This is a genomic window from Paracoccus sanguinis (genome assembly GCF_012689545.1).
Classification (GTDB): domain Bacteria; phylum Pseudomonadota; class Alphaproteobacteria; order Rhodobacterales; family Rhodobacteraceae; genus Paracoccus; species Paracoccus panacisoli.
This window is the reverse complement of sequence record NZ_CP051542.1, coordinates 2,389,330-2,416,166: the sequence shown is the minus strand read 5'-3', so window position 1 is coordinate 2,416,166 and position 26,837 is coordinate 2,389,330. Positions and strand designations below refer to the sequence as shown.

Sequence of the window (26,837 nt, the reverse complement as noted above, 5' to 3'; positions counted from 1 at the left end):
ATGATGCGTCTTGTCCGTACCCTTTCGCTTCTCTGCCTCGCGCTGGTCCTGCTGATGCCGCAGCCGGGCCGCGCCCAGACGACCCCGGGCGCGCCGGCCCCGGTGGCCGCGGCGGTTAACACCGCCGCCTCGCATCTGGTGCAGCTTCTGCCCGACCTCGCCCCCGGCGACATCGTGCCGGGCGCCGACGGCTTCGGGCCGATCCGCCCCGACCTGGCGGTGGCGCCGGTGATGCGCGGCGCGGATCAGCTCGGCTGGGTCTACATCACCTCGGACTTCGTCGGCACAACCGGCTATTCCGGCAAGCCGATCCACACCGCCGTGGCGGTGGACGCGGACGCCAAGGTGCTGGGTGTGCGTCTGGTGAAGCATTCCGAGCCCATCGTCCTGATCGGCATCCCGAACGAGAATATCCAGGAGATGGCGGCGGGCTACGTCGGCCTCGACCTGCGGGCCGAGGCGCAGGCCGGGGGCTCGGCCCACAAGCTCAACATCATCTCGGGCGCGACCGTCACGGTCATGGTGATCGACGATTCGATCGTCCGCTCGGGCCTGCACGTCGCCCGTGCGCTGGGGCTGGGCGGTCTGGGCACCGCGCCCGCGCAGACCGCCGCCGCGGCGGGCCCGGTGATGGAGCTGAACCCCGACGCGAAGGCCGCTACCGACTGGGCGACGCTCGAGGGGGACGGCACCGTGCGCCGGCTGGCCATCGACGTGGCGACGGTCAACCAGACCTTCGCCAACCACGCCGACCCGCGCGCCCGCGAGCGCCCCCTGACCGAGCCGCCCGAGACGACCTTCATCGACCTGCGGCTTGCGCTGGTCAGCGAGCCCTCGATCGCCCGCGCGCTTCTGGGCGAACAGGGGGCCAAGAACCTCGCCGAGTGGCTCAAGCCCGGCGAGCACGCGATCATGGTGCTCGGCAACGGGCTCTATTCCTTCAAGGGCTCGGGCTATGTCCGCGGCGGCATCTTCGACCGCATCCAGCTCATGCAGGGCGACAGCTCGGTGCGCTTCCGCGACCGCCAGCACCGGCGGATGAACGCGCTGGCCGCCGAGGGCGCGCCGAAGTTCACCGAGATGGACCTGTTCAAGATCCCCGCCGACGCGGGCTTCGACCCGGCCAAGCCGTTCCGGTTGCAGCTGCTGGTGTTCCGGCAGGTGGCGGCCATCGACAAGGCCTTCACCACCTTCGAGATGGATTACCAGCTGCCCGCCGCCTATCTGCGCGCGGCCCCGCAGCCCGCCGCCGCGGCCCCTGCCCCTGCCCCGACGGCACCCGACCCCGCCCCCGCGCCCGCAGCGCAGGGCCAGGCCACCACGCCGCTCGCCGCCGCGCCGCCGGCCGAGGTCATGGCCCAGGCGGCGAATGCCGAGGCCGACGCCCAGGCCCAGCTCTGGAAGCGCATCTGGGAGGCGAAGACCCCGCAGATCGCCGCGCTGCTGGTGATGCTGGGGGTGCTGACGCTCGCCTTCTTCTTCCAGGACTACCTGTCGCGCTCGGCACGCGCGGTGGCGGTGTTCCGCTACGCCTTCCTGACCGTCACGCTGGTCTGGCTCGGCTGGATGATGAACGCGCAGCTTTCGGTGGTGAACATCCTCGCGCTGTTCAACTCGCTGACCACCGGCTTCTCTTGGCAGGCGTTCCTGCTCGATCCGCTGACCTTCATCCTGTGGTTCGCCGTCGCCGCCGCGTTGATCTTCTGGGGCCGCGGCGCCTATTGTGGCTGGCTCTGCCCCTTCGGCGCGCTGCAGGAGCTGACGAACCACGCAGCCCGCCGCCTGGGTGTGCCGCAATGGCGCCTGCCGTGGGGGCTGCACGAGCGGCTGTGGCCGGTCAAGTACATGATCTTCCTCGGTCTCTTCGCGGTCTCGCTGATGAGCCTCGACCGCGCCGAACATCTGGCCGAGGTCGAGCCGTTCAAGACCGCGATCATCCTCAAGTTCGTGCGCGAGTGGCCCTTCGTCCTTTACGCCGCTTGGCTGCTGGTCATGGGGCTGTTCGTCGAACGCTTCTACTGCCGCTATCTCTGCCCGCTGGGGGCGGGGCTGGCGATCCCGGCGCGGATCCGCATGTTCGACTGGCTGAAACGCTATCGGGAATGCGGCAACCCCTGCCAGACCTGCGGGGTCGAATGCATGGTCCAGGCCATCCATCCGACCGGGCAGATCAACCCGAACGAGTGCCTGAACTGCATGCATTGCCAGGTGCTCTACCACTCGAAAGAGAAATGCCCGGTCGTCCAGCGCACGCTGAAACGCCGGGAAACCGCTTCGGCCAGCGCGGCATCGCTGGACCGGATCCTGAACCATCCCAACATCAAGGCAAAAGGGGAACTGACATGAGCGAGACCAACGGCATCAGCCGCCGCGGCCTTCTGGGCGCCACGGCCGGCGTGGGGGGGCTGGCGGCCCTCGGCGGGGCCGGCGCGGCGCGGCTGGGACTGATGGGCGGCGCGGGCGCCGCGGCGCTGGCCACCGCCTCGGCGACCCCGGCCGCGGCGCAGGCCCCGGCCGAGGGCGCGACGCCGTGGATCCTGCATCCGGGCGAGCTGGACAGCTATTACGGGTTCTGGTCGTCCGGGCAGACCGGCGAGGTGCGCATCCTCGGCATCCCCTCGATGCGCGAGCTGATGCGGATCCCGGTGTTCAACCGCTGCTCGGCCACCGGCTGGGGGCAGACCAACGAATCGCTCAAGGTGCTGACCGAGACGATGACCGACAAGACCCGCGCCTACCTGGCCGCGCAGGGCAAGAAGGTCCACGACAACGGCGACCTGCACCACGTCCACATGAGCTATACGGACGGCACCTACGACGGCAAATACCTGTTCATGAACGACAAGGCGAACACCCGCGTGGCGCGGGTCCGCTGCGACGTGATGAAGTGCGACAAGATCCTTGAAATCCCGAACGCCAAGGGGATCCACGGGATGCGTCCGCAGAAGGTCCCCTCGTCCAAATACCTCTTCTGCAACGGCGAGGACGAGGCGCCGATGGTCAACGACGGCTCGGTGCTGGACGATCCGTCGAAATACATCAACTTCTTCAGCGCCGTGGACACCGAAACGATGACGGTGGCCTGGCAGGTGATCGTGTCGGGCAACCTCGACAACTGCGACGCCGACTATGAGGGCAAGTACGCCTTCTCGACCTCGTACAACTCGGAAATGGGCGTGAACTCGGCCGAGATGATGGAGAGCGAGCTGGACCACGTCGTGGTCTTCAACCTTGAGGCCATCGAGGCCGCCATCGCCGCCGGCGACTATGAAGAGGTGCAGGGCGTCAAGGTTCTGGACGGACGCAAGGAAAACGCGGCCAAGAAGCTGACCCGCTACATCCCGATCCCGTCGAACCCGCATGGCTGCAACATGGCGCCCGACAAGAAGCACCTGTGCATCGGCGGCAAGCTGTCGCCCACGGTCAGCGTGATCGACGTGACGAAACTGGCCGACGTGTTCGAGGACAAGGCCGAGCCCGCGTCGGTCATCGTCGCCCAGCCCGAGGTCGGGCTTGGTCCGCTGCACACCGCCTTTGACGGCAAGGGCAACGCCTTCACGACGCTGTTCCTCGACAGCCAGGTGGTCAAGTGGAACATCGAGGACGCCATCAAGGCCCACAACGGCGAACAGGTGGACCCGATCCGGCAGAAGCTGGACGTGCACTACCAGCCGGGCCACCTGAAGACCTCGATGGGCGAGACGCTGGACGCGGACGGCCGCTGGATGGTCTGTCTGTCCAAGTTCTCCAAGGACCGCTTCATCAACGTCGGCCCGCTGAAGCCGGAAAACGACCAGCTGATCGACATCTCGGGCGACGAGATGAAGCTGGTCCATGACGGCCCGAACTTTGCCGAGCCCCATGACGCCATCGCCGTCCGCGCCGACATCATGTCGAACATCAAGTCGGTGTGGGACCGCAACGACCCGTTCTGGGCCGACACCCGCAAGCAGGCCGAGGCGGACGGCATCAACCTCGACGAATGGACCGACCAGGTGATCCGCGACAAGGACGACCCCAAGAAGGTGCGGGTCTACATGTCCAGCCAGGCGCCGAACTTCAGCCTCGAGAAGTTCACCGTCAAGGAAGGCGACGAGGTGACGGTCATCGTCACCAACCTCGACGATCTGGACGACCTGACCCACGGCTTCACCTTGGGCAACCACGGCGTGGCGATGGAGATCGCGCCGCAGGCCACCGCGTCGGTCACCTTCACGGCGGCGATGCCGGGGGTCTACTGGTACTATTGCCAGTGGTTCTGCCACGCCCTGCACATGGAGATGCGCGGCCGGATGCTGGTCGAGCCGAAGACCGCCTGATGATCCGCCGCGTCCCCCTTGCACTGGCGCTGGCCGCCTGCATGCTGCCCGGCCTTGCCGCCGCGGCAGAGCGGGCGGTGGCGCCCGGGCCGGGCGCACTGGCCGCGGCCATCGCCGCGGCGGCGCCGGGGGACGTGCTGAAACTGTCGCCGGGCCGCCATGACGGCCCGGTGATCCTCGACAAGCCGTTGACGCTGGACGGCGGCGGCGACGCCTCGGGGAGCGGGGCCGAGCTGGTGGGCAATGGCACCGGCTCGGTCATCACCATCACCGGGCCGGACGCGGTGGTGCGCGGGCTGCTGATCACCGGCTCGGGCTCGGACCACCAGACCATCGACAGCGGCGTGCAGATCAAGAAGGGCGGCGACCGCGCGGTGGTTGCGGACAACCGGCTGGTCGGCAATCTGCATGGCGTGGACGTGCATGGCGGCATCGACGTACAGGTCCGCGGCAACCATATCGAGGGCCGCCGCGACCGGCGCATCAACGACCGCGGCAACGGGATCTATGTCTGGACCTCTCCGGGCCTGGTCGCGGACGGCAACGTGATCGACTGGGGCCGCGACGGCATTCTCGTGACCATCGGCCGCAAGCTGACCTTCACCAACAACCGCTTCACCAACCTGCGCTTTGCGGTCCACTACATGTATGCCCATGACAGCGTGGTGTCGGGCAACGTGTCGCTGGGCAACCACCTCGGCTATGCGCTGATGTATTCCGAGCGGCTCAAGGTGCAGGGCAACGTCAGCCTGAACGACCGCGCGCAGGGGCTGATGTTCAACTACACCAACAACTCGGACGTGACCGGCAACCTGATCCGCGGGGCGGAAAAGGGCGTCTTCGTCTACAACTCGCACCGCAACATCATCGCCGGCAACCGCTTCGAGGGCTGCGACATCGGCATCCATTTCACCGCCGGGTCCGAGAAGAACGCCATCACCGGCAACGGCTTCCTGGGCAACCGGACGCAGGTGAAATACGTCGGCACCCGGGATGTGGAGTGGAGCCTCGAGGGTCGCGGCAACTACTGGTCGGACCATGCGAACTTCGACCTGAACGGCGACGGGATCGCCGACAGCCGGTTCCGGCCCAACGACCTGATGGACCACGTGCTGTGGTCCCAGCCGGCTGCGGCGCTGCTGACCGGCTCGCCGGTGGTGCAGCTCGTGCGCTACAGCCAGTCGAGCTTTCCCGCGACCCTGCCCGGCGGGGTGGTGGACAGCTTCCCCCTGATGGCGCCGCCCGCAATCGCGCTTTCGCCCGAGATCGAGACCGCCGCCGCCGCGGCCAAGGCCGCCCGCGCGGCCCAAGGACAAGATGATGAGCAGCTTGACCCTCTCACGGCTCACTAGGCGCTTCGGCGCGGTGACCGCCCTCAATGACGTGACGCTTCAAGTCGCCCCCGGCGAGCGGGTGGCGCTTCTGGGCCACAACGGCGCGGGCAAGTCCACGCTGATGAAGATCGTGCTGGGGCTGATCCCCGCGACCTCGGGCGAGGTGCGGGTGCTGGGCGCCGCGCCGGGCAGCGCCGCGGCCCGCGAGGGAACGGCCTACCTGCCCGAGAACGTGGCCTTCCACCCGGCGCTGACCGGGCGCGAGCAGATCCGCGCCTATCTGGCGCTGCGGCGCGAGCCGGCGCGGCTGGCGGGCGACCTGCTCGCCCGGGTGGGGCTGGCCGACGCCGCCGACCGCCGGATCGGCACCTATTCCAAGGGGATGCGGCAGCGCGTGGGGCTGGCCCAGGCGCTGATCGGCAAGCCGCGGCTGCTGGTGCTGGACGAGCCGACCTCGGGCCTCGACCCCGTCTCGCGGCGCGAGTTCTACGCCCTGCTCGACGAGCTGGCGGCGGGCGGCACGGCCGTACTGCTCTCGTCCCACGCGCTGACCGAGGTCGAGGCGCGCACCGACCGCATGGCGATCCTCGCGCATGGGCGGCTGGTGGCGCTGGGCGCGATGGAGGCGCTGCGGGCCGAGGCCGACCTGCCGGTGGTCTTCCTGCTCACCCCCGCGCCGGGGCACGAGGACGCGCTGGCCCAGGCCTTCCCCGAGGCCGAGCGCAGCCCCGGCGCGCTGCGGCTGGCGGTGCCGCGGGCCGGCAAGCTCGCCGCGCTGGCCCGGGTGGGCGCGGCGCAGGCGTGGCTTGCCGACGTGGACATCCAGCCGCCGAGCCTCGAGGACATCTACGCCCGCATCAGCCGCCGCGATCTGCCCGCGCAGGAGGTCGCCGCATGACCCGCATCCTCGCCCTCGCCCGCGCCGAGCTGCGCATCGCCGCCCGCAACCGCTGGGTGCTGATCGCCGTGGCGCTCATGGGCCTGTTCTCGCTGGCGCTGGCGGCCGCGGGCTCGGCGCCCTCGGGCGCGCTCGGCGCCGACCGGCTGTCGGTGGTGGTGGCGTCCCTCACCAGCCTCGCCGTCTATCTCGTGCCGCTGGTCGCGCTGCTCATGTCCTTCGACGCCGTGGCGGGCGAGGTCGAGCGCGGCACCCTGCCGCTCTTGCTGACCTATCCGGTCACCCGCGCGCAGGTGCTGGCGGGCAAGTTCCTCGCCCATCTGGCGATCCTGACGCTGGCGATTGCCGTAGGCTACGGGCTCGCCGCGGCGGCCGCGCGGCTGGGCGACGCCGGCGCCGCGCGGGGGGTGCCGGCGCTGATCCGGCTCGGCTGGACCTCGGTGCTGCTCGGGGCCTCGTTCCTCGGCGCGGGCTACCTCGCCTCGGCACTCTCGCGCCGGCCGTCCGGCGCGGCGGGGATGGCGATCGGGATCTGGCTGGTCGCGGTGGTGCTCTACGACCTCGCGCTTCTGGGCCTCATCGTGTCGCAGGGCGGCGAGGCGCTGGGGCGGGCGCTGCCGGCGCTGCTTCTGGCCAACCCCGCCGACGCCTTCCGCCTCTACAACCTCGGCGCCAGCGAGGCGACCGCCGCCGCCGCGGGCCTCGGCGGGGCGGCGGCGACCATCCCGCTGTGGCAGGCGCTGGCCTCGCTGGTGCTCTGGCCGCTGGTGACGCTGGGCCTCGCCACCGCCGCCTTCCGCCGGGTGACGCCGTGAGGGCCGCGCGCACCCTCGCGCTGATCCTCGCGCTGGCCGCCTGCCGCGAGGAGGCCGTGGCCCGCCCCGATCCGGTCCCGATGACCGCCGAGGCGGTGGGGCATTTCTGCCAGATGAACCTGCTCGAGCATCCCGGCCCCAAGGCACAGGTGCATCTCAAGGGCATGACCCATCCGCTGTTCTTCAGCCAGGTCCGCGACGCCGCCGCCTTCCGCCTGCTGCCCGAGCAGGAGGGCGAGATCACCGCGATCTACGTCAGCGACATGGCCGCCGCCCCGTGGGAGGCGCCGGGCGCGATGAACTGGATCGATGCAGAGGCGGCCTTCTACGTCACGGGCTCGGACCAGGCGGGGGGCATGGGCACGCCCGAGCTGATCCCCTTCGGGACCGAGGCCGCCGCGCGCGACTTTGCCGGCCGCCACGGCGGAAGCGTGGCGCGGCTCGACGCGATCCCGGCCGAGGTGGTGCTGGCCCCCGACGGCCCCGCCGGCACCAGCGACACCCAGGACGACAGCGATTTCGCCGCGCGCCTCAAGGCGCTGTCGGCCGAGCAGGAGAAACAGCCATGACCCTCAGCCGCCGCCGCTTCATCACCATCGCCGCGCTGGGCGCGCTCGCCCCCGCCGCGGTGCACGCGCTGGGTGCGGGGGGTGCGGTCGCGCAGGGGGCGGCCGGGCAAGGCGGGGCGCCGGTCACCGACTGGCGCGGCATCGCGCTGGGCGCCGAGGCGCGGCTGATCCTCGCCCATCCCGACGCCGTCCGGCTGGTGGCGGCGGCGCTGGACGAGTTGGCGCGGCTCGAGCGCATCTTCAGCCTTTACCGGACGGATTCCGAACTTGCGCGGCTCAACCGCGAGGGGGTGCTGTCGGCGCCCTCGACCGAGATGGTCGAGCTGCTGACGCTGGCCGGGGTGGTCCACGGGGCGACGGGCGGCGCCTTCGATCCGACCGTGCAGCCGCTCTGGGCGGCCCACGCGACCGCCGCCGCCGCGGGGCGCGCCGTCACCGACGCCGAGCGCCGCGCGGCGCTCGCCCTGACCGGGTGGGAGGGGGTGGAGGTCACCCCCGCCCGCGTGGCGCTGGCCCGCCCCGGCATGGCCCTGACGCTCAACGGCATCGCGCAGGGGTTCATCACCGACCGGGTGGCGGCGCGGCTCGGGGCACTGGGGCTGACCGACGTGCTGTGCGAGATGGGCGAGATCACCGCCCGCGGCGCGGCGCCCGAGGGCGGGCCGTGGCCGGTGCAGCTCAGCAACGGCCGCGCCCTGCCGCTGACGGGGCGCGCGGTGGCCAGCTCGGCCCCGCGCGCGACGGTCTTCGACCCCGAGGGGCGGCTCGGCCATATCATCGATCCGCGGAGCGGCCTGCCCTCTGACCAGCCCCTGTCGCTGGTCTCGGTCTCGGCGCCCTCGGCGGCGCTGGCCGACGCGCTCTCGACCGCGGGCTGCCTGCTCGGGGCTGAGGGGCTGGCACGGGCCGCGGCCGGCTTCGACGGGGTGCGGATCGAGGCCTGCGACCCGCTGCCGGCCTGACTCTCTTGACGCCGCACGGGTGACCGCGCGTCGCGGGGTCTTTGGACCAGAGAGAAGGCTTCTTCTGGCCGAAATACTCCGGCCATACGGCAGCCAGGGGCGCTGCGCCGGGGCCGAGACGCTTCGTTCCGACCGCCTTGCCCGCCGCCCCGTCAAAGCGCTTTTCACCCCCGCGATTTGCGCTTGACGGCCCGCGCACCCTCGCCTAAATCCCCGGCACCCGAACGGGCACGTTGGGGCGGAGTAGCTCAGCTGGTTAGAGCAGAGGAATCATAATCCTTGTGTCGGGGGTTCAAATCCCTCCTCCGCTACCATCAGCCCCCCCGACGTTGAGTCGTCGCGGTTGAGGCGTCGGCGGCCCCGCCGCAGCGGGCACATTTCCCTCCTTTCTGGATGACCTGCAGTCCGACGTGACGGCAGCCGTTTCGCGGCGCGTCGATTCTGCTGTCGGTGCTGCCCCCACTATCGCCCACCACGCCCCATGTGGCGCACCGCTCGGTGCCCCTTGCCACCCCACAGGCGCCACGCCGCGGGGCGTGGAGCAGCATCGCGTCAGGGCATGGCGAGGCCCAAGCTGGGGGTCACGCTGGCCGGCAAACTAATAGTTACATCCTGAACCCCTGCCCCCCCTGACCCTCCGCGCCCGCCCCATGCCCCCGCGTCGCCGATTGCGTTCCCCGGCGCGGATGCTAAACCGGACGGGCTGACGAGCCGATGCGCCGTGCGCGCTCCCTCAGATGGCCCTTCGGGGCGCTCGTGTGCCCTCGGCACGCGGGGGGACGCCACGGTGTCCCGGACCTGTCGTCGGCCTTGCATCTTCGGTCCATCCTCACGCCAAGGGTCATGTCCATGAACCTCCTGCGCCGCCTCACGGCCGCCGTCTTCGTCCTGCTGGCCGGGCTGCTGCCCGCCGCTGCCACCGACACGCTCTATTTCTCGGCCATCCCCGACGAGGACGAGACCGCGCTCGTCACCCGCTTCACCAAGGTCGCGGAATATCTCGAGGCCGAGCTCGGGGTGCCGGTCCGCTTCGTCCCGGTGAAATCCTACCCCGCCGCCGTCACCGCCTTCCGCAACGATCAGGTGCAGCTCGCGTGGTTCGGCGGACTGTCCGGCGTGCAGGCGCGCCTTGCCGTGCCGGGCGCCCGCGCCATCGCGCAGGGCACCGAGGACCGCGCCTTCGTCACCTATTTCATCGCCCACGAATCGACGGGCCTGACCGAGGGCGACGCCTTCCCACAGGCCGCGCGGGGGATGAGCTTCACCTTCGGCGCCAAGACCTCGACCTCGGGCCGGCTGATGCCCGAGTACCACATCCGCGAGGCGACCGGCGAAGCCCCCGAGGCCTTCTTCAGCCGCGTCGGCTTTTCGGGCGACCACAGCCAGACGCTGCGGCAGGTCGCCTCGGGCGCGTGGCAGGTGGGGGCGCTGAACTTCGCCGTCTATGACAAGGCGGTGGCCGAGAACGCGCCCGAGATCGCCACCACCCGGATCATCTGGCGCACGCCCTCCTACCCCGACTACAACTGGACGATCCGCGGCGACGTGGACGCCCGCTGGGGCGCGGGCTTCGCCGACAAGGTCCAGGCCGCGCTGGTGGGCATGACCGATCCCGATCTGCTGGCCAGCTTCCCGCGTGAGGGCTTCATCCCCGCCGCGAACGCCGACTATGCCCCGATCGAGACCATCGCCCGGCAGCTCGACCTGATCGAGTGACCCAGGCGATGGCCGCCACCACCGCCCCGGGCCACGCCGCCCTGCGCGCCGCCCCGCCGCTGATCGCGGCGGCCGATCTCGGCTATGGCGGCGCGCCGGTGCTGCGCGAGGTCACGCTCGACCTTGCGCCGGGTGAGCGGGTGGCGCTGCTCGGGCGCAGCGGGGCGGGGAAATCGACGCTGCTCGATGCGGTCTGGGCGGCGCTGGTCGCGCAGGGGAAGCGGGTGGCGCTGGTGCCGCAGGACCACGGGCTGGTGCCGCAGCTTTCGGTGCTGCGGAACGCGCTCATGGGGCGGCTCGACGACCACGGCGCGCTGCGCAACCTCGCCACCTTCGTCCACCCGCGCCGGGCCGAGCGCGACGCGGTCGCCGCGATCCTGACCGAGGTCGGGCTGGCGCCCGAGATCGACCGGCCCGTCGGACGCCTCTCGGGCGGGCAGCGGCAGCGCACGGCGCTGGCCCGCGCGCTCTACCGCGGCGGCGACGTGCTGGTGGCGGACGAGCCGCTGTCGGCCGTCGATCCGCGGCAGGCCGGGGCGCTGGCCGACCTGCTGCGCGACCGCTTCCCCACCGCCATCGTGGCGCTGCATGACGTGGGCCTCGCCCGCCGCTGGGCCACACGGCTGGTCGGGCTGCGGCAGGGGCGCATCCTCTTCGACCGCCCCGTCGAGGCCGTCGACGACGCCCGAGTGCAGGCGCTCTATGCGCCCTGACCGGACGCTCTCGCGTCTGCACCTCGCGCTCGGCTTCGTGGTGCTGGCGGCGCTGTGCCTGCCGATGGCCGACCTGACGCTGGCGGGCCACGACCCGTGGGACACGCTGGGACGCATGGCGCTGGGGTTCCTGCGGCCCGATTTCACCGGCATCGAGGCGATCGGCCGCGCCCTCGCGCTGACCGTCGCCTTCGCCGTCGCGGGCGTGGCGCTGGGGGGGCTGGCCGGGCTGGTCATGGCGCCCTTCTACCACCGCCGCGCGGTCCGCACCCTCGCCATCGCGCTGCGCTCGGTGCACGAGCTCTTCTGGGCGCTGATCCTGATCCAGATGCTGGGCATCAGCCCGGCCGCCGGGGTGCTGGCGCTGGCCCTGCCCTACGCCGGGATCTTCGCCAAGGTGCTGTCCGAGATGCTGGACGAGGCCGACCCGCGCCCGGCCCGGGTGCTTGGCCCCGGCACCGACGCGCTGAGCCGCTTCGTCTGGGCGCGGGCGCCGCTGGTGGCCCGCGACATGGCGGGCTACGCGCTCTACCGCGTCGAGTGCGGGCTGCGGTCCTCGGCCGTGCTGGGCTTCGTCGGGCTGCCGACGCTGGGCTTCCAGCTCGATACGGTGTTCCGGCAGGGCGACTATGGCGCGGCAAGCGCCATCATGATCCTGTATGTGGCGCTGATCGCCAGCGTCCGGGTGTGGATGCGGCCGCGGCTGGCGCCGCTGTGGCTTGCGGCCGCGCTGGTGGTGCTGGCGCAGGTCGCACACCCCCCGATGGGCGAGGGCGCGCTGCTGCGGTTCCTGACCGACGACATCGTGCCGGCCCCGATCCGGCAGGGCGACTGGGCCGGGCTCGTGCCGTGGCTCGGGATGATCATGCGCACGATGGTCCTGCCCGGGCTCGCCAACACGATCCTGGTGGGGCAGATCGCGCTTGTCGTGGCGGGGCTGGTCGCGCTCGCCGGCATGGCGCTGCCCGCGCCGCGCGTCACCGGACGGGTGGGCGCGCTCGTCGGGCATCTGGTGCTGGTGGTGCTGCGGTCGTTCCCGGAATACATGCTCGCCTATCTGCTGATGCAGGCCTTCGGCCCGTCGATGCTGCCCGCGATCCTCGCGCTCGGGCTGCACAACGGGGCGATCATCGGCCACCTGCTCGCCCGGCAGGCCGTCGGCCGCCCGCTGCGGCCCGACGCGCCGCGCGGGGCGACGCTCTGGGCGTGGGAGTATCTGCCGCGCCTCTTCGGCCCGTTCCTCGCCCTGCTGCTCTACCGGTGGGAGATCATCCTGCGCGAGACGGCGATCATGGGGGTGCTGGGGATCGCCACGCTCGGCTTCTACCTCGATGACGCGATCAGCGAGCTGCGGATGGACCGGGCGATGGTGATCCTCGTGGCGACCGGGCTGATGAGCGGCACGGTCGAGGCCCTCTCGCGCCGCCTGCGGGCGCGGACGGCGACCGCCTCGGTGCGGATGGGGTAGGCTAGACCGGCTGCACGCGGACGCGGTGGTCGGGGGCGATCGGGACCAGCTCGCTCGGCGAGGGAGGGCGGCCGATGTCGGGGCGGCGGTCGATGGGCGGCCAGAAGCGGGTGCCCTGCGGTGGCTCGGGCGGCGGCGGCAGGCGGGTGACGGCGCCGCCGGTCAGCCGCGCCGGGTTGGGGATCGTCTCGATCAGCCGCCGCGTGTAGGGGTGCGCGGGCTCGGTGAACACGGCGCGCCAGTCCCCCTCCTCGACGATCTGGCCGGCAAACATCACCGCCACCCGATCCGAGACGTGCTCGACCACGCCTAGATCGTGCGAGATCATCAGGTAGCTCAGGCCCAGGTCGGCCTGCAGGTCCATCAGCAGGTTGATGATCTGCGCCCGGATCGAGACGTCGAGCGCGCTGACCGGCTCGTCCAGCACCAGAAACCGCGGCCCGAGGATCAGCGCCCGGGCGATGCCGATGCGCTGGCGCTGGCCGCCCGAGAACTCGTGCGGATAGCGGTCCGCATGGCCGGGTTCGAGCCCGACCTGCCGCAGCGCCTCGGCCACCCGCGCCTGCCGTTCGGCCCGGTCGCCGATGCCGTGCAGCGCCAGCGGCTGGGTCAGCGCCCGGCGCACCGTCTCGCGCGGGTTGAGCGTGGCGAAGGGGTCCTGGAACACGATCTGCGCCAGCCGGGCCCGCTCGCGCCGCGAGGGCGCGCCGGGGCCGTGGACCGGGCGGCCCTCGACGGTGATCGCGCCGGCCGACGGCTCTTGCAGCCCCATGATGGCGAGCGCGGTGGTGGACTTGCCGCAGCCGCTTTCGCCCACGAGGCTCAGGCACTGGCCGGGTCCAATCGACAGGTCGACGCCGCTGACCGCGTGGACGACGCGGCGGGGGGCGAAGAGGCCGCCCGACACCGGAAAGCGGACGTGCAGGTCCCGCACCGACAGGATCGGCGCGGCTTGCGCGGGGGCGGGGGCGGGGCGCGCCGCGGTCATGCCGGCACCCCGCGCGGGTCGAGATACGTGGCCGCGAACGCCGGCGCGGTGCGGTCCACCGTCCGGTCGAGGTCGGCGAGCCGATGCCGCCCCTCGGCAGCCCGGCTGCCAAGCTGCGGCAGAGCAGCCAGAAGCCCCCGCGTGTAGGGGTGGCGCGGATCGTTGAAGAGCGCCCGCGTCTCGCGCAGTTCCAGCAGCCGGCCCCCGCACATCACGCCGACCCGCTGGCACATCTCGGCGATCACGCCCAGATCGTGGCTGATCAGCAGCACCGCTGTCCCCTGCCGCTCGCAGAGTTCGCGGATCAGCCGCAGCACCTCGGCCTGCACGGTCACGTCAAGCGCGGTGGTCGGCTCGTCCGCGATCAAGAGGTCGGGGCGGCACGCCATCGCCATGGCGATCATCACCCGCTGCCGCATCCCGCCCGACAGCTGGTGCGGATAGGCGCGCGCCCGCTCCTCGGGGTTCGGCACCTGCACCGAGGCGAGGGCCGCCACCGCCCGCGGCCGGGCCTCGGACCAGCTCATCCCCTCGTGCAGCACGAACATCTCGGCGATCTGGCGGCCGACGCGGGCGAGCGGGTTCAGCGCCGTCATCGGCTCCTGAAAGATCATCGAGATGCGGTTGCCGCGCAGCTTGCGCAGGCTGCGACGGGACAGCGCCAGAAGGTCGCGCCCGTCATAAAGCGCGCGTCCCCCGAGCGTCTCAAGCGGGCGGCGGTTCAGCCCCATCAGCGCCAGGGCCGAGGCCGACTTGCCGCTGCCCGATTCGCCCACGAGGCCGAACACCTCGCCCGGCATTATGTCGAAGCTGAGGTCGCGCACGATCTCGAGTGGGGCCTCGCCGGGGCGGCGGATGCCGACGGTCAGGCCGCGGATGTCGAGGATCGGCGCGCTCATGCCCGCACCTGCATCCGCGGGTCGAGCCAGTCGCGCACCCCGTCACCCAGCAGGTTGAACCCGAGCACCGTCAGGAACACCGCGAGACCCGGGAAGATCGTGACCCAGGGCGCGCTGCGGATCGCCTCGCGCGCGTCGGTCAGCATATTCCCCCAGCTCGGCTGCGGCGGGCGGATGCCGAGGCCGAGGAAGGACAGCGCCGCCTCGGCCAGCACCGCCTCGCCGATCCCCAGCGAGGCCATGACCAGCACCGGCCCGACCATGTTCGGGACAAGCTGGGTCAGCATGATCCGCCCGTCGCCATAGCCGAGCGTGCGCGCGGCCTGCACATAGCCCTGCGACTTCAGCGACAGCGCGCTGCTGCGGGCGATGCGGCACGACCAGCTCCAGTTCGTGAGGCCGAGGGCGATGAGCAGGCTGGTCAGCCCCGGCCCGAGCACCGCCATGATCGCCAGCGCAAAGACCAGCGACGGGATCGCCAGCATCATGTTGGTCAGCCCGTTGACAAAATCGTCCCACCAGCCGCCCCAGTAGCCGGCGGTCACACCCAGCACGATGCCGATCACCGAGTTGATCGCCTGCGCGACGATCCCCACCGTCAGCGACACCCGCGCCCCTGCCGCCACCCGCGCGAACACGTCGCGGCCCTGGCTGTCGGTGCCGAACCAGTGCTCCCACGAGGGCGGCATCTCCGAGTTCATCAGGTCTGCGTCGAGGATCGGGTCGTGCGGGGTGAGCCACGGGCCGACCACGGCAAACAGCAGCATCACCGTGACCACGACAAGGCCGAGCGTCAGGTTGAAGCGCGGGCGGAAACGCATCGCTTCCCCCTTTCAGCGCAGGCTGATGCGCGGGTCGATCGCGGCATAGACCAGATCGACCAGCACGTTGATGACGAGAAACCACAGCACGATGACGAGGATCGTGCCCTGCACCACGGGGATGTCGCGGATCGCCACGCTGTCCACCAGAAGCGAGCCGATCCCCGGCCACGAGAACAGCTTTTCGATCACCAGCGCCTGCCCCAGCAGCGAGCCGATCTGAAGCCCCATCGTCGTCACCACCAGCACCATGGCGTTGCGCACCACGTGCCAGCGGATGAGCTGGACGGGCGAGGCGCCCTTGGCCAGCGCCGTACGGATATGGTCCGACGCCATCACCTCGAGCACGCCCGCCCGCGTCGTGCGCGCGAGCAGCGCCATGGGCGCCACACCCAGCGCCACCGCGGGCAGGATCAGGTAGCGCGGCGCCCCGTCGCCATAGCCGAAGCTCGGCAACCAGCCGAGGTTCAGCGCGAACACATACATGAGCAGCAGCCCCAGCCAGAACTGCGGCAGCGACAGGCCCGAGACGGCGCCGATCATGGTCAGGCTGTCCAGCAGGCTGCCCGGCCGCATCGCGGCGAGAAACCCGAGCGGGATGCCCACCACCGCCGCCAGCCCCATGGCCGCCGCGGCAAGCTCGATCGAGGGGCCGATGCGGGCGGCGATCAGGTCGATCACCGGCTCGCGGGTGCGGAACGAGACGCCCAGGTCGAACTGCGCCAGCCGCACGAGATAGTCCCAGAACCGCACCGGCAACGGCTTGTCGAGCCCGAACTGCGCGTTGATCTGCGCCACGAGCTCGGGCGAGAGCGCGCGGCGCCCGCCGCCGGTCATCGAGGTGGCGAAGTTGCCCGGCACCACGCTGAAGATGATGAACACCAGGAGCGCCACCGCGAGGATGGTCGGGATCATCTGCAGTATCCGGCGCAGCGCATAGCGTGCCAAGTGGCGGCCCTCCTCGGTGTCAGGGGATGCCCCGGCCCCACCGCGGGGGCCGAGGGCGGGGCCTCACTTCGGCCGGCGGTCGGAGGGCGCGCTCTCGTCGATCCAGATGCTGTCGTAGTCCTGGATGGCCAGCTCCTGCGGGTTGCCTTTCAGCCCGTGGACCCACGGCTGATAGGCCATCACCGCCTTGTTGTAGTTGAAGAACCAGTAGGGCGCCTCGTCCTGGATGATGTCGCCGGCCTGGCGGATCAGGTCGTTGCGCTTGGTCTCGTCCCGCTCCTGCTGGGCGGCCTCATAGAGGCGGTCCACCTCGGGGTTCGAGAAGCGGGTGTAGTTGCAGGCGCTGACCGTGGTCTTGGAATAGAAGCAGCGCAGGATGTTGAGCGGGTCCGGCCCCGACGACAGCGACCAGATGAAGCCGGTGAAGTTGCCCCCGGTGATGCGGTCCTCGAGCACGGCGTTCTCGACCGGCTCGACGGTGGCGCGGATGCCCGCGCGGGCGAGCATCGGGATCACCGCCTCGACGATGGGCGAGCCCCAGCTTTCGTTGGCGTTGGCGATCACCGGCAGGTCGATCCCGTCCGCGTGCCCCGCCTCGGCCAGCAGCGCCTTGGCGGCCTCGGGGTCGAACTTGTAGCCCTCTCTCGCGGGGTCGAAGGCGGGCGAGGTGGTGGGGAAGAACCCGACCGCCGGGAACGCCTTGCCCTTGACCAGCCGCTCGATGATGAGGTTGCGGTCTATGGCCATGTTGACGGCCTGGCGCACCCGCTTGTCGTCGAAGGGCGGTTTCGAGGTGTCCATCCCGATCACCCGGGTGAAGAGCTCGGCCACCTCGAGCAGCCCCTTCGACAGCTCGGGGTCGGCCTGGTAGTCCTGATACTGCTGGCTGCCCAGCACCGAGACGTCGATCTCCTTGTTGCGGAAGGCCACGTCGCGGGCCGCGGCCTCGCCCATGATCATGATGTTGAGCCGGTCGAGATAGGGCTTGCCGTCGCCGCCGAAGAACTTGTCGAAGCGCTCGAAGCTGACCCGAGAGCCGGGGACGTGCTCGACGAAGCGGAACGGGCCGAGACCCACGGGCTGCGTCGCCTGGCTCGCGCCGTCCACGTTCGAGGGATAGATCGGGACGTAGTTCTGCATCAGGTCGAAGCCCGGATCGGCGGGCGCGATCATGGTGATCTCGACGGTGTGGTCGTCGATCTTCCTGAGCCCCGCCAGCTCCTTGGCAGCACCCGACTGGACCTCGGCGAAGCCCTTGATGCGTGAGATGAAATCCGCACTGGGCGAGGCATTCGCGGGGGCCGCGATGCGGTTGTAGCTGAACACCACGTCATCGGCCGTCAGCGGCTTGTCGTTGTGGAACACCGCGTCCGAGCGCAGCGTGTAGGTGTGGGTCAGCCCGTCGTCCGACACCTTGTGATCGGTGAAGAGATCCGGCTCGGGCTTGCCGGTCTCGGGGTTCCATTTGTACAGGCTGCGGTGCATCGCGTGGGCCACGATCTCGGTCTGCACCTCGGCCGAGGCGGTGATGTCCAGCGTGCCGACGCTGGTCCCGTAAGGCGCGGTGAAGTTCAGCGTGCCGCCCCGCTGCACGTCCTGCGCCCAGGCCGGGGCGCAGAGCGCGGTCCCGGCCAGAAGCAGCGTGGCCAGTGCGGTGCGGATCGGCGTCGTCCTGATCGTCAACATGGTCATCACTCCCTGTTTCAACGGTTCATGCGCGCCGTTCACCCGGCGCTGCGGTCGTAGGCCACCTGCCCGCCGAGAATGGTCAACTCGCAGACGGTGTCGGTCAGGATCTCCTCGGGCGTGGCCCGGGTCAGGTCACGCGAGAAGATCGCAATGTCGGCCAGCATCCCGGGATCGAGCCGCCCCTTCGCGGCCTCGTCGCGCGACAGGAAGGCGCCGTTCTCGGTGAAGACCTGCAGGGCCGTCTCGGCATCGACGGCCTCGCGCGCGTCCATCAGTGTGCCGGCGCAGGTCCGGCGGGTCAGCATCTGGTGCAGGTTCGGCAGCGGGTCGGTGCGGCACACGGGCGAGTCGCTGCCGGTGCCTGGCCGGAACCCCATCCCGAGCCAGGTGCCGAGCGGATAGCCCGCCTCGACCTCGGCGCGGTCGTCGCGCACCGCGAGGTAGCTGTCGCCGAAGTCGTGGATGAACACCTGCTGCGGCGAGGGCTCGATCCCCGCAGCCCGCATCCGCGCCAGCTGGCCCCGCGAGGGGAAGCCGCAGTGCTCGACCCGGTGCCGCCGGTCCGGGTCGGGGTGGGCCGCCAGCGCCGCCTCGTAGGCGGTGACAAGCTGGCCGATGGCGCCCGTGCCGATGGCGTGGCAGGCCATCTGGTAGCCCATCGCATGATAGTCGCGCACCAGTGCCTCGAGCTGCGCGTCCTCGAGCATCCGCACGCCGAAGTTCTCGGGCTCGTCCTTGTAGGGCGTCTCCATCCACGCCGTCCGCCCCCCGAGGCTGCCGTCGAGGAAGATCTTCACCGCCCCGACCCGCAGCCGGTCGCAGCCCGTGCCGGTCACCAGCCCCGCCGCGTGGCAGTCGGCCACGATGGAGCTGCCGGGATCGCCCAGAAGCGTCAGCGACACCCGGACCGGCAGCCGCCCCTCGCGCAGCGCCCGCTGATAGGCGCGGATCTCGGCCATGCCCGCCACCATGCCGACCGCGGCGTCCATGCAGCTGGTGATGCCCTGCGACAGAAGCTGCCGGCCCGCCGCCTCGATGGCGGCGACGAGCGTCTCCTCGGACGGGACCGGAACGTGATCGCCGACGAGGTTCTGGGCGTTCTCGGCCAGAAGCCCGGTCAGCGTGCCGTTGGCGGTGCCGATCAGCCCGCCGGCGGGAGCCTGGGTCCCGGCGGTGACGCCGCCCAGCGCCAGCGCGCGGCTGTTGGCGACCGAGACATGGCCGCACGCGCGGGTCAGCATCACCGGGTGGTCGGGCGCGACGGCGTCGAGTTCGGTGCGATGCGGGTGACGACCGACGTCGAGCTTCTGCTGCTCGTAGCCGCGCGCGAGGATCCACGCGCCCTTCGGCGTCACCGCCGCCCGGGCCCGGATCGCCTCGAGCAGCGCATCGAGCGTCGGCGCGGCCTGCGGGCTGGCATCCACGTCGGCAAGCGCCAGCCCGGTCGAGATGAGGTGCAGGTGATCGTCGTTCAGCCCCGGCATCGCGAAGCGCCCGTCCAGCTCGACGACGCGGGTCGAGGGGCCGATCAGCGGGGCAATCTCGGCGTCGGTGCCCGTCGCCAGAACCCGCCCGGCGAAGCTGGCGAGCGCCGTGGCGGGCGGCGCGCCCTTGCCGCGCCACACCGTTCCGCCCCTCAGCACCAGTTCTGCAACTGCCGCCATCGCTCCCCCCGGTTGTCCGGTGAAGGCCGGGTCGGTCCCGCGGCCCCCTGCCCTTCGGACGTTACCCGGCCCCCGCCCGATCGCAAGTTGTTTCGGCGTTCATGATGCATCCTGCGCCACCGGGCCGAGCCGGACGGCACTGTCGGACACGGGGGCGCCGGGCGGACCGCGACGCCCCCGCCACGGCTCAGAACGGGCTGTCGGGGAAATAGAACTGCGCCGCGTTCTCGGGCGTGATGAGCTGGCTGCCGATGATGTAGCGCCCCGCCATCGGCGCGTTCGACACGAACCGCAGCGCCGTCATCTCGATCGCCGACGAGATCAGCGCCGGGGGATAGGTGACGTTCACCGGCAGCTGCGGGTCCTTCTCCATGATCCGCTTGACCATGTCCTTCATCCCGGCGCCGCCGACCACCACCATCTCCTTGTCGCGGCCGGCCTGGGCGATCGCCTCGAGCACGCCCACCGCCATGTCGTCGTCGGCCGCCCAGACCGCGTCGATCTGCGGGTATTTCGCCAGATAGTCCTGCATCACCTTGAAGGCGTCGTCGCGGTTCCAGTTGCCGTGCTGCATGTCGAGGATTTCCTTGTCGGACCCCTCGAGCGCCTTCTGGAACGCCTCCACCCGCTCGTTGTCGAGCGTCGTGGGGATGCCGCGCAGCACCACGATCTTGCCGCCGGCCTTGAGGTTGTCGCGGAAATATTCGCCCGCGACCCGGCCAAAGGCGGTGTTGTCGCCCGCGACGTAGAGATCTTCGATCCCTTCCTCGCTCAGGCCGCGGTCCACGACGGTCACGAACTTGCCCGCCGCCTTCACCTGCTTGACCGGGTCGGTCAGCGGCTCGGATTCGAACGGCAGCACGACAAGCCCGTCGATGTTGCGGGTGGCCAGCATGTCCTCGATGTCCGAGACCTGCTTGGCCGCGTCCCCGGCGGTCGCCAGCACGAATTCGAGGTTCGGATAGACCGTGCCCAGCCGCTTGATGGTGTCCTGCGCGTGCCAGTTCAGCCCGCCCATGAAGCCGTGCGTGGCCGAGGGGATCGAGACCCCGATGATCTTCTTGTCGCCGGCCTGGGCCAGCGCGGTCCCGGCCCCCAGCGACAGCGCCGCCGCGGCCAGCGGCAGCTTGAGCAGATTGCGACGTTCCATGATGTCCTCCCCCTTTGTCCGGCCGCTACTCGGCGGCCCGTTTCTCTCGCTGCAGCACGACAGCAAGCACGATGATGACGCCCTGGATGGCCCCGTTGAGATAGGGGCTGACCAGGTCCGCCAGGTTCAGGATGTTGTCGATCATCGACAGGATCAGGACACCCACGACGGTGCCCCAGACCCGCCCGGTGCCGCCCTTGAGCGCGGTGCCGCCGATGATGACCGCGGCGATCGCCTCAAGCTCCCACAGCACACCGGTCGAGCCCGAGGCCGACCCGAGGCGCGGGACGTAGAGGATGGTGGCCAGCCCGACCAGTGCGCCGAGCAGCACATAGGTCATGAGCCGCACCCGCTCGACATCGACGCCCGAATAGCGCGCCACCCGGTCGTTCGAGCCGATCGCCTCGACGTGGCGGCCGAAGCGGGTGTGGCGCATGGTCCATTCGCCCAGCACCGCGACGATGGCGAAGACGATGATCGGCCAGGTGATCCAGCCGATCCCGCCGAAATAGACCGGGCGATAGATCGCCCGCAGCGCGGAATCGAGGCTCAGCGTGCCGCCGTCGGCGAGCCAGGTCACGAGGCTGCGAAAGATGCCCATCGTGCCGAGCGTCACGATGAATGCCTCGATCCGGGCGCGGGTGATGAGCGTGCCGTTGACCGCCCCCGCCACGACGCCGCCGGCCAGCGCGACCGCCATTCCCAGCACCACCGTGCCCCAGTGCGCGCCGATTACCGGCACCAGCGCGTTCATCGCCATGATGGTGACGCCGGCGAGGAACGCGGCCATCGAGCCGACCGACAGGTCGAGGCCGCCCTGGGTGATCACGAAGGTCATGCCGACCGCGATCAGCCCGATGAAGGCCGAGCGCGCCAGCACGTTCGAGAGGTTCGCGGGCGCGAGGAACGCGGGGTTGAGCAGCGCGCCCAGGATGAACAGCGCCACCAGCGCGATCAGCGGCCCGAGAAGGTGCAGGTTCAGCGGTTTCATGCAGGCTCTCTTTCGGCGCCGACGCCCATGGCAAGGCGAACGATGTTTTCCTCGGTGACCGCGGCGCCCGCGACCTCGCCGGCGACGCGGCCCTGGCGCATGACCACCACCCGGTCCGAGAGGCCGATGACCTCGGGCAGTTCCGACGAGATGACGACGACGCCCTTGCCGGACCGCGCCAGCCCCCGCACGAAGCGGTAGATCTGCTGCTTGGTGCCCACGTCGATGCCGCGCGTCGGCTCGTCGATCAGGATGATCTCGGGGTCGGTGAGCATGGTCTTGGCCAAGAGCAGCTTCTGCTGGTTGCCGCCCGACAGCGCCCCGGCCCGCATCGCGGGCGAGGCCGCGCGGATGTCGAAATCCCGCGTCGCCTGCGCCATCAGCGCCGCCTCGCGCAGGCGGTCGATGCGGAACCCGAGCCGGTCGAGCGCCGCCAGCGTCAGGTTCTCGGTCAGCGGCTTGTCGAGCAGCAGCCCGGCCTCTTTCCGGTCCTCGGTCAGATAGGCGATGCCGTGGGCCGCTGCATCGCGGGGCGAGCGGATGGTCACGGGCCGGCCGCGGACGCTGATCCGCCCCCTTGCCGGACGCAGCCCGGCGATCGCCTCGGCCAGTTCGGTCCGGCCCGCGCCAACCAGACCGGCGATACCCAGCACTTCGCCGCGGTGAAGCACCAGGTCGGCGCCGGTGACGGGGGTGGAGCCGCCGACCGTCAGCCCCTCGACCCGCAACAGCTCTTCGGCGGTCGCGGTGTCGCGGGCCGCGAACACGTCGGTCAGCGCGCGCCCGACCATGGCGGTGGCCATGCCGTCCTCGGTCAGTTCTCCGCGCAGGGCCTGCCGGACCACCGTGCCATCGCGCAGCACGGTGATGCGGTCGGCGAGGCGCGTCACCTCCTCCAGCCGGTGCGAGCAGAACATCAGCGCCACGCCCTCGGCCCTGAGGCGGTCCACCTGGGTATAGAGCGCGTCCACCTCGCGGTGGGTCAACGCCGCCGACGGCTCGTCCATGATCAGCACGCGGGCCTTGCGCGACAGGGCCTTGGCGATCTCGACCATCTGCCGGTCGGGCACCGACAGGTCGCGGATGCGCGCGTCGGGGCGGATCGCGGTGTCGAGCCGGCCGAGCAGTTCGGCCGCCGCCGCGCGCATGGCGGCGTGGTCGAGACGCAGCCCGCGGGTGATCTCGCGCCCGAGGAAGATGTTGGCCGCCACCGACAGGTCGGGGGCGAGGTTGAACTCCTGGTGGATCACCACGATGCCCGCCGCCTCGGCCTCGGGGCCGCTGCGGAAGCGAACCGGTCGACCGTCGAGTAGCACCTGCCCCGCACTCGGCGCGAGATAGCCGCCCATGATCTTCATGATGGTGGACTTGCCCGCGCCGTTCTCGCCGATCAGCGCGTGCACCTCGCCCGCATTCAGCGCCAGGTCCACGCCGTGCAGGACCTCGACCGGGCCGAAGCTTTTGCTGACCCCGTGAAGGGACAGCACCGCCGTCACGGCGCCACCTCGACCCACGCCCCGTCCCGCGCCGACGAGTCGCGCGCGGCGGCGATGAAGGCCATGCCCGACAGCCCGTCCGCCAGCCCCGGCAGCCGGGCGAGCGGCGCGGCGTCGCCCCGGATCACCGCGGCGATGTCGGCGTAGAGATTGGCGAACCCCTCGAGGTAGCCCTCGGGGTGGCCGGGCGGGGTGCGGAACGAGCCCGAGCGGTCCTGCGCCCGCGTCAGGATGCGCGGCGGGCCGCCCTTCGGCGTGTGGACCAGCCGCTCGGGCGCCTCTTGCGCCCAGTCGAGCGCGCCCTCGGTTCCGAACAGCCGCAGCGCAAGGCCGTTCTCGCGCCCGACCGCCACCTGGCTCGCCCACAGCATCCCCCGCGCGCCCGAGGCATAGCGCAGCAGCGCCCGCACGTCGTCGTCCACGCGCCGGCCCGGCACCATGCTCGACAGCTCGGCCGAGACCGCGTCGGGCGCTGTGCCGGTGACGAAGGCCGCGAGTTGCCAGGCGTGGGTGCCGATGTCGCCGATCGCCCCGGCCCCGGCCTGCCCCGGATCGGTGCGCCAGTCGGCCTGTTTCGAGTGCACCTCGTCGGCGAGCCAGCCCTGCAGATACTCGACGTGGACCAGCCGCAGCGTCCCGATGCCGCCCTCGGCCACGATGGCGCGCGCCTCGCGCACCATCGGCAGGGCGGCGTAGTTGTGGGTCAGGAAGAACCGCGCCGTGCTCTGCCGGGCGGCGGCGGCAATCTCGGCCGCCTGTGCCGCCGTGGCGGCCAGCGGCTTGTCGCAGATGACGTGGATGCCCGCCTCGAGGAACGCAACCGCGGCCGCCGCGTGCAGGTGGTTCGGGGTCACGATGGACACCGCCCGGATGCCGTCCGGGCGCGCCGCCTCGGCCTGCGCCATCTGCCGGAAGTCGGCGTAGGACCGCTCGAGCCCCAGCGCCCGCGCCGAAGCCTCGGCCCGCGCCGCGTCCGACGACAGCGCCCCGGCGACGAGCCGGAACGCGCCGTCCATCCGCGCCGCGATCCTGTGCACCGCACCGATGAAGGCGCCCTCGCCGCCGCCCACCATGCCCAGCGGGATCGGCACCGTCATCGATCCAGCCCCAGCGCGCGACGGTTCGCGGCCGCGTCGACGTCCTGCGCGGCAAAGTCGTCGAAGGCGTGCGGGGTGGTGCGGATGATGTGGCGGCGCACGAACGCTGCCCCCTCGCGCGCGCCATCCTCGGGGTGCTTGAGCGCACATTCCCACTCGACCACGGCCCAGCCGTCGAAGTCGTACTGCGCCAGCTTCGAGAAGATCGCCCCGAAATCCACCTGCCCGTCGCCCGGGCTGCGGAACCGCCCGGCCCGGTTCAGCCACGGCTGGAACCCGCCATAGACGCCCTGCCGGCCGGTCGGGCGAAACTCGGCGTCCTTGACGTGAAACATCCGGATGCGGTCGTGGTAGATGTCGATGTTGTCGAGATAGTCGAGCTGCTGCAGCAGGTAGTGCGAGGGATCGTACAGCATGTTGGCGCGCGGATGCTGATCCACGCGGTCGAGGAACATCTCGAACGTGATCCCGTCGTGCAGATCCTCGCCGGGGTGGATCTCGTAGCACACGTCGACCCCCTGCGCGTCGGCGAGGTCGAGCAGCGGCCGCCAGCGCGCCGCCAGTTCGCCGAAGGCGGTGTCCACGAGTCCCGGCGCCCGCTGCGGCCAGGGGTAGAGGTAAGGCCAGGCGAGCGCGCCCGAGAACGTCGCCATCGCCCCCAGCCCCATGGCGCTGCTGGCCCGGATCGCCTTGGCGACCTGATCCTCGGCCCATTCCCGGCGCGCGCCGGGGTTGCCGTGAACCGACGCCGGCGCGAACCCGTCGAAGCCTGCGTCATAGGCGGGATGTACGGCCACGAGCTGGCCCTGCAGGTGGGTGGAAAGCTCGGTCACCTCGACGCCATTGGCGCGGGCAACGCCCAGGAACTGGTCGCGGTAATCCTGCGACGTGGCGGCCAGGTCGAGGTCGATCAGCCGGGCATCCCAGCTCGGCACCTGCACGCCGACGTACCCCAGCGAGGCCGCCCAAGCGGTGATGCCGTCCCAGTCGTTGAAGGGCGCCGTGTCCCCCGCGAACTGGGCGAGAAACAGGGCGGGGCCCCTGATGGTGCGCATCTCCAACTCCCTCCCCCCTATCAGGAAGCCACGCCATGCAAACGATTGCAAGCGAGGATTGGCTGAGGTTTTCGCTCAACACCCGGCACGGTTGCATGGTGGCGCGAGAGGGGGCTAGCGTCGCCCTCATGACCGCTGAGACGCCGCCCCCCGATGCCCCCGCCCCCGCGCCGGATGCGCCGGGGCTGCTGCGCCCCGACCTCGGTCCGGGCGGGGCGCCGGCGCGACTGGCGGATGTGGCGCTGCGGGCGGGGGTCTCGGTCGCGACGGTCAGCCGGGTCTTGTCGCGGCCGGGCATGGTCTCGGCCGCCACCCGCGACGCGGTGGAGCAGGCGGTGCGCGCCACCGGCTACCGGGTGAACCACGCCGCGCGGAACCTGCGCAAGCAGCGGACCGGGGCGGTCGTGGCGCTGGTCCCCAACCTCGGCAACCCGTTCTTCGCCAAGATCGTCTCGGGCCTGGGCCAGCAGCTTGCACTCGGCGGCTACGACCTGCTCATCGGGGACACGATGGACGAGGGCGGGCGGCACAGGGCGCTCGACCGCTTTCTCGATCCCTCGCGCGCCGACGGGATCGTGCTGATGGACGGGCAGGTGACGGCCCGCGACCTTGCGGCGCTGCCCGGCGCGCCGCCGGTGGTGATGGCCTGCGAATGGATCGAGCGGTCGGACCTGCCGCGGGTGGTGCTGGACAACGCCGCGGGCACCGGCCTCGCCGTCCGGCACCTGCTGGGACTGGGCCATACGCGGATCGGCTGGATCGGGGGGCCGCCCGACAACGTGCTGCACAAGGCCCGCTGCGACGGCATCGCTGCCGTGCTGGGGCGGCTGCCGCCGGGCTATCCGGGGGATTTCTCGCTCGCCTCGGGCGCCGCGGCCGCAGCCCGCTGGCTGGCCGAGCCGCCGGGCGCGCGCCCGACTGGCGTCATAGCCTTCAGTGACGAGATGGCGGCGGGCTTCATGGGCGCGCTGGCGCGGGCCGGGGTATCGGTGCCGGGCGCGGTCTCGGTGATCGGCTTCGACGACATCGAGTGGGTGGCGCATCTGCCGACCCCGCTGACGACGGTCCGCCAGCCCAAGCGCGACCTGGGCCGGATGGCGGCGCGGGTGCTGATGGCGCGGATCGCCGGACAGCAGGTCGCCGCCGAAACCGTGTTGAACCCCGAGCTGGTGGTGAGGGCCTCGACCTGCCCGCCGGCCTGACCCCGGCCCGCCGCGTCGGCGGTGCATTCGTTGACACCCCCGC

General features: G+C 71.2%; 22 protein-coding genes and 1 tRNA gene. 12 read left to right on the top strand and 11 right to left on the bottom strand.

Annotated features, from left to right (window positions below; genetic code table 11):
* Positions 1-3 precede the first annotated feature (3 nt).
* The 11 genes from HGN31_RS11515 to HGN31_RS11465 all read left to right on the top strand — a co-directional run bounded on the left by HGN31_RS11515 (position 4) and on the right by HGN31_RS11465 (position 12,794).
* Positions 4-2,346, top strand: coding sequence for a 4Fe-4S binding protein (locus tag HGN31_RS11515; protein WP_425325339.1), 2,343 nt, complete (start codon positions 4-6; stop codon positions 2,344-2,346).
* On the top strand, positions 2,343-4,319 hold the full coding sequence (gene nosZ, locus HGN31_RS11510; protein ID WP_036730695.1) for a TAT-dependent nitrous-oxide reductase: 1,977 nt from the start codon (positions 2,343-2,345) through the stop codon (positions 4,317-4,319). Before HGN31_RS11515 ends, nosZ begins: the two co-directional genes overlap by 4 nt.
* A complete protein-coding gene (locus tag HGN31_RS11505) occupies positions 4,319-5,671 on the top strand; it encodes a nitrous oxide reductase family maturation protein NosD (protein ID WP_168783275.1) in 1,353 nt (450 codons plus the stop codon). Before nosZ ends, HGN31_RS11505 begins: the two co-directional genes overlap by 1 nt.
* A complete protein-coding gene (locus HGN31_RS11500) occupies positions 5,637-6,551 on the top strand; it encodes an ABC transporter ATP-binding protein (protein WP_168783274.1) in 915 nt (304 codons plus the stop codon). The genes HGN31_RS11505 and HGN31_RS11500 overlap by 35 nt, the downstream gene beginning before the upstream one ends.
* On the top strand, positions 6,548-7,366 hold the full coding sequence (locus tag HGN31_RS11495; RefSeq protein ID WP_036708378.1) for an ABC transporter permease: 819 nt from the start codon (positions 6,548-6,550) through the stop codon (positions 7,364-7,366). The genes HGN31_RS11500 and HGN31_RS11495 overlap by 4 nt, the downstream gene beginning before the upstream one ends.
* Complete coding sequence (locus HGN31_RS11490; RefSeq protein ID WP_244960992.1) at positions 7,363-7,935, top strand: nitrous oxide reductase accessory protein NosL; 573 nt, start codon at positions 7,363-7,365, stop codon at positions 7,933-7,935. The genes HGN31_RS11495 and HGN31_RS11490 overlap by 4 nt, the downstream gene beginning before the upstream one ends.
* Complete coding sequence (locus HGN31_RS11485) at positions 7,932-8,897, top strand: FAD:protein FMN transferase (protein WP_168783273.1); 966 nt, start codon at positions 7,932-7,934, stop codon at positions 8,895-8,897. The genes HGN31_RS11490 and HGN31_RS11485 overlap by 4 nt, the downstream gene beginning before the upstream one ends.
* A 237-nt stretch (positions 8,898-9,134) precedes the next feature.
* Positions 9,135-9,211, top strand: a tRNA-Met gene (locus tag HGN31_RS11480).
* 529 nt (positions 9,212-9,740) lie between these two features.
* Positions 9,741-10,613: a putative selenate ABC transporter substrate-binding protein gene (locus HGN31_RS11475; RefSeq protein ID WP_168783272.1), complete on the top strand. Its 873-nt coding sequence runs from the start codon at positions 9,741-9,743 to the stop codon at positions 10,611-10,613.
* A gap of 8 nt (positions 10,614-10,621) precedes the next feature.
* Positions 10,622-11,326 carry an ATP-binding cassette domain-containing protein gene (locus HGN31_RS11470; RefSeq protein ID WP_168783271.1) on the top strand — a complete coding sequence of 235 codons (705 nt, stop codon included), beginning with the start codon at positions 10,622-10,624 and terminating at the stop codon, positions 11,324-11,326.
* Positions 11,316-12,794: a PhnE/PtxC family ABC transporter permease gene (locus HGN31_RS11465; protein WP_168783270.1), complete on the top strand. Its 1,479-nt coding sequence runs from the start codon at positions 11,316-11,318 to the stop codon at positions 12,792-12,794. Before HGN31_RS11470 ends, HGN31_RS11465 begins: the two co-directional genes overlap by 11 nt.
* A gap of 1 nt (position 12,795) precedes the next feature.
* Here the strand turns inward: HGN31_RS11465 and HGN31_RS11460 are convergent, their stop codons facing one another.
* The 11 genes from HGN31_RS11460 to HGN31_RS11410 form a co-directional block, all read right to left on the bottom strand.
* Complete coding sequence (locus HGN31_RS11460; protein WP_168783269.1) at positions 12,796-13,782, bottom strand: ATP-binding cassette domain-containing protein; 987 nt, start codon at positions 13,780-13,782, stop codon at positions 12,796-12,798.
* The gene (locus HGN31_RS11455) at positions 13,779-14,681 is read right to left on the bottom strand and encodes an ATP-binding cassette domain-containing protein (RefSeq protein WP_168783268.1); all 903 of its coding nucleotides are present in this window, start codon (positions 14,679-14,681) and stop codon (positions 13,779-13,781) included. The genes HGN31_RS11460 and HGN31_RS11455 overlap by 4 nt, the downstream gene beginning before the upstream one ends.
* On the bottom strand, positions 14,678-15,502 hold the full coding sequence (locus HGN31_RS11450) for an ABC transporter permease (RefSeq protein ID WP_168783267.1): 825 nt from the start codon (positions 15,500-15,502) through the stop codon (positions 14,678-14,680). The genes HGN31_RS11455 and HGN31_RS11450 overlap by 4 nt, the downstream gene beginning before the upstream one ends.
* Positions 15,503-15,514: 12 nt before the next feature.
* On the bottom strand, positions 15,515-16,450 hold the full coding sequence (locus tag HGN31_RS11445; RefSeq protein WP_168783266.1) for an ABC transporter permease: 936 nt from the start codon (positions 16,448-16,450) through the stop codon (positions 15,515-15,517).
* Between the two features lie 63 nt (positions 16,451-16,513).
* Complete coding sequence (locus HGN31_RS11440; protein ID WP_168783265.1) at positions 16,514-18,142, bottom strand: ABC transporter substrate-binding protein; 1,629 nt, start codon at positions 18,140-18,142, stop codon at positions 16,514-16,516.
* A gap of 32 nt (positions 18,143-18,174) precedes the next feature.
* Complete coding sequence (locus HGN31_RS11435) at positions 18,175-19,803, bottom strand: amidohydrolase (RefSeq protein ID WP_168783264.1); 1,629 nt, start codon at positions 19,801-19,803, stop codon at positions 18,175-18,177.
* Positions 19,804-19,990: 187 nt separating this feature from the next.
* Entirely contained in the window at positions 19,991-20,953 is a 963-nt protein-coding gene (locus tag HGN31_RS11430) for an ABC transporter substrate-binding protein (protein ID WP_168783263.1), read from the bottom strand.
* A gap of 25 nt (positions 20,954-20,978) precedes the next feature.
* Positions 20,979-21,944 carry an ABC transporter permease gene (locus tag HGN31_RS11425; RefSeq protein WP_168783262.1) on the bottom strand — a complete coding sequence of 322 codons (966 nt, stop codon included), beginning with the start codon at positions 21,942-21,944 and terminating at the stop codon, positions 20,979-20,981.
* The gene (locus HGN31_RS11420) at positions 21,941-23,440 is read right to left on the bottom strand and encodes a sugar ABC transporter ATP-binding protein (protein ID WP_168783261.1); all 1,500 of its coding nucleotides are present in this window, start codon (positions 23,438-23,440) and stop codon (positions 21,941-21,943) included. The genes HGN31_RS11425 and HGN31_RS11420 overlap by 4 nt, the downstream gene beginning before the upstream one ends.
* Positions 23,437-24,537, bottom strand: coding sequence for a Gfo/Idh/MocA family protein (locus tag HGN31_RS11415; protein ID WP_244960990.1), 1,101 nt, complete (start codon positions 24,535-24,537; stop codon positions 23,437-23,439). The genes HGN31_RS11420 and HGN31_RS11415 overlap by 4 nt, the downstream gene beginning before the upstream one ends.
* Positions 24,534-25,592 (bottom strand): sugar phosphate isomerase/epimerase family protein, encoded by a 1,059-nt coding sequence (locus tag HGN31_RS11410; RefSeq protein WP_168783260.1) that lies wholly within the window; start codon positions 25,590-25,592, stop codon positions 24,534-24,536. The genes HGN31_RS11415 and HGN31_RS11410 overlap by 4 nt, the downstream gene beginning before the upstream one ends.
* A gap of 128 nt (positions 25,593-25,720) precedes the next feature.
* Between HGN31_RS11410 and HGN31_RS11405 the strand changes: the two genes are divergently transcribed.
* Positions 25,721-26,794, top strand: a complete 1,074-nt coding sequence (locus HGN31_RS11405) for a LacI family DNA-binding transcriptional regulator (RefSeq protein WP_168783259.1) — start codon at positions 25,721-25,723, stop codon at positions 26,792-26,794.
* The last annotated feature ends 43 nt before the right edge of the window (positions 26,795-26,837 follow it).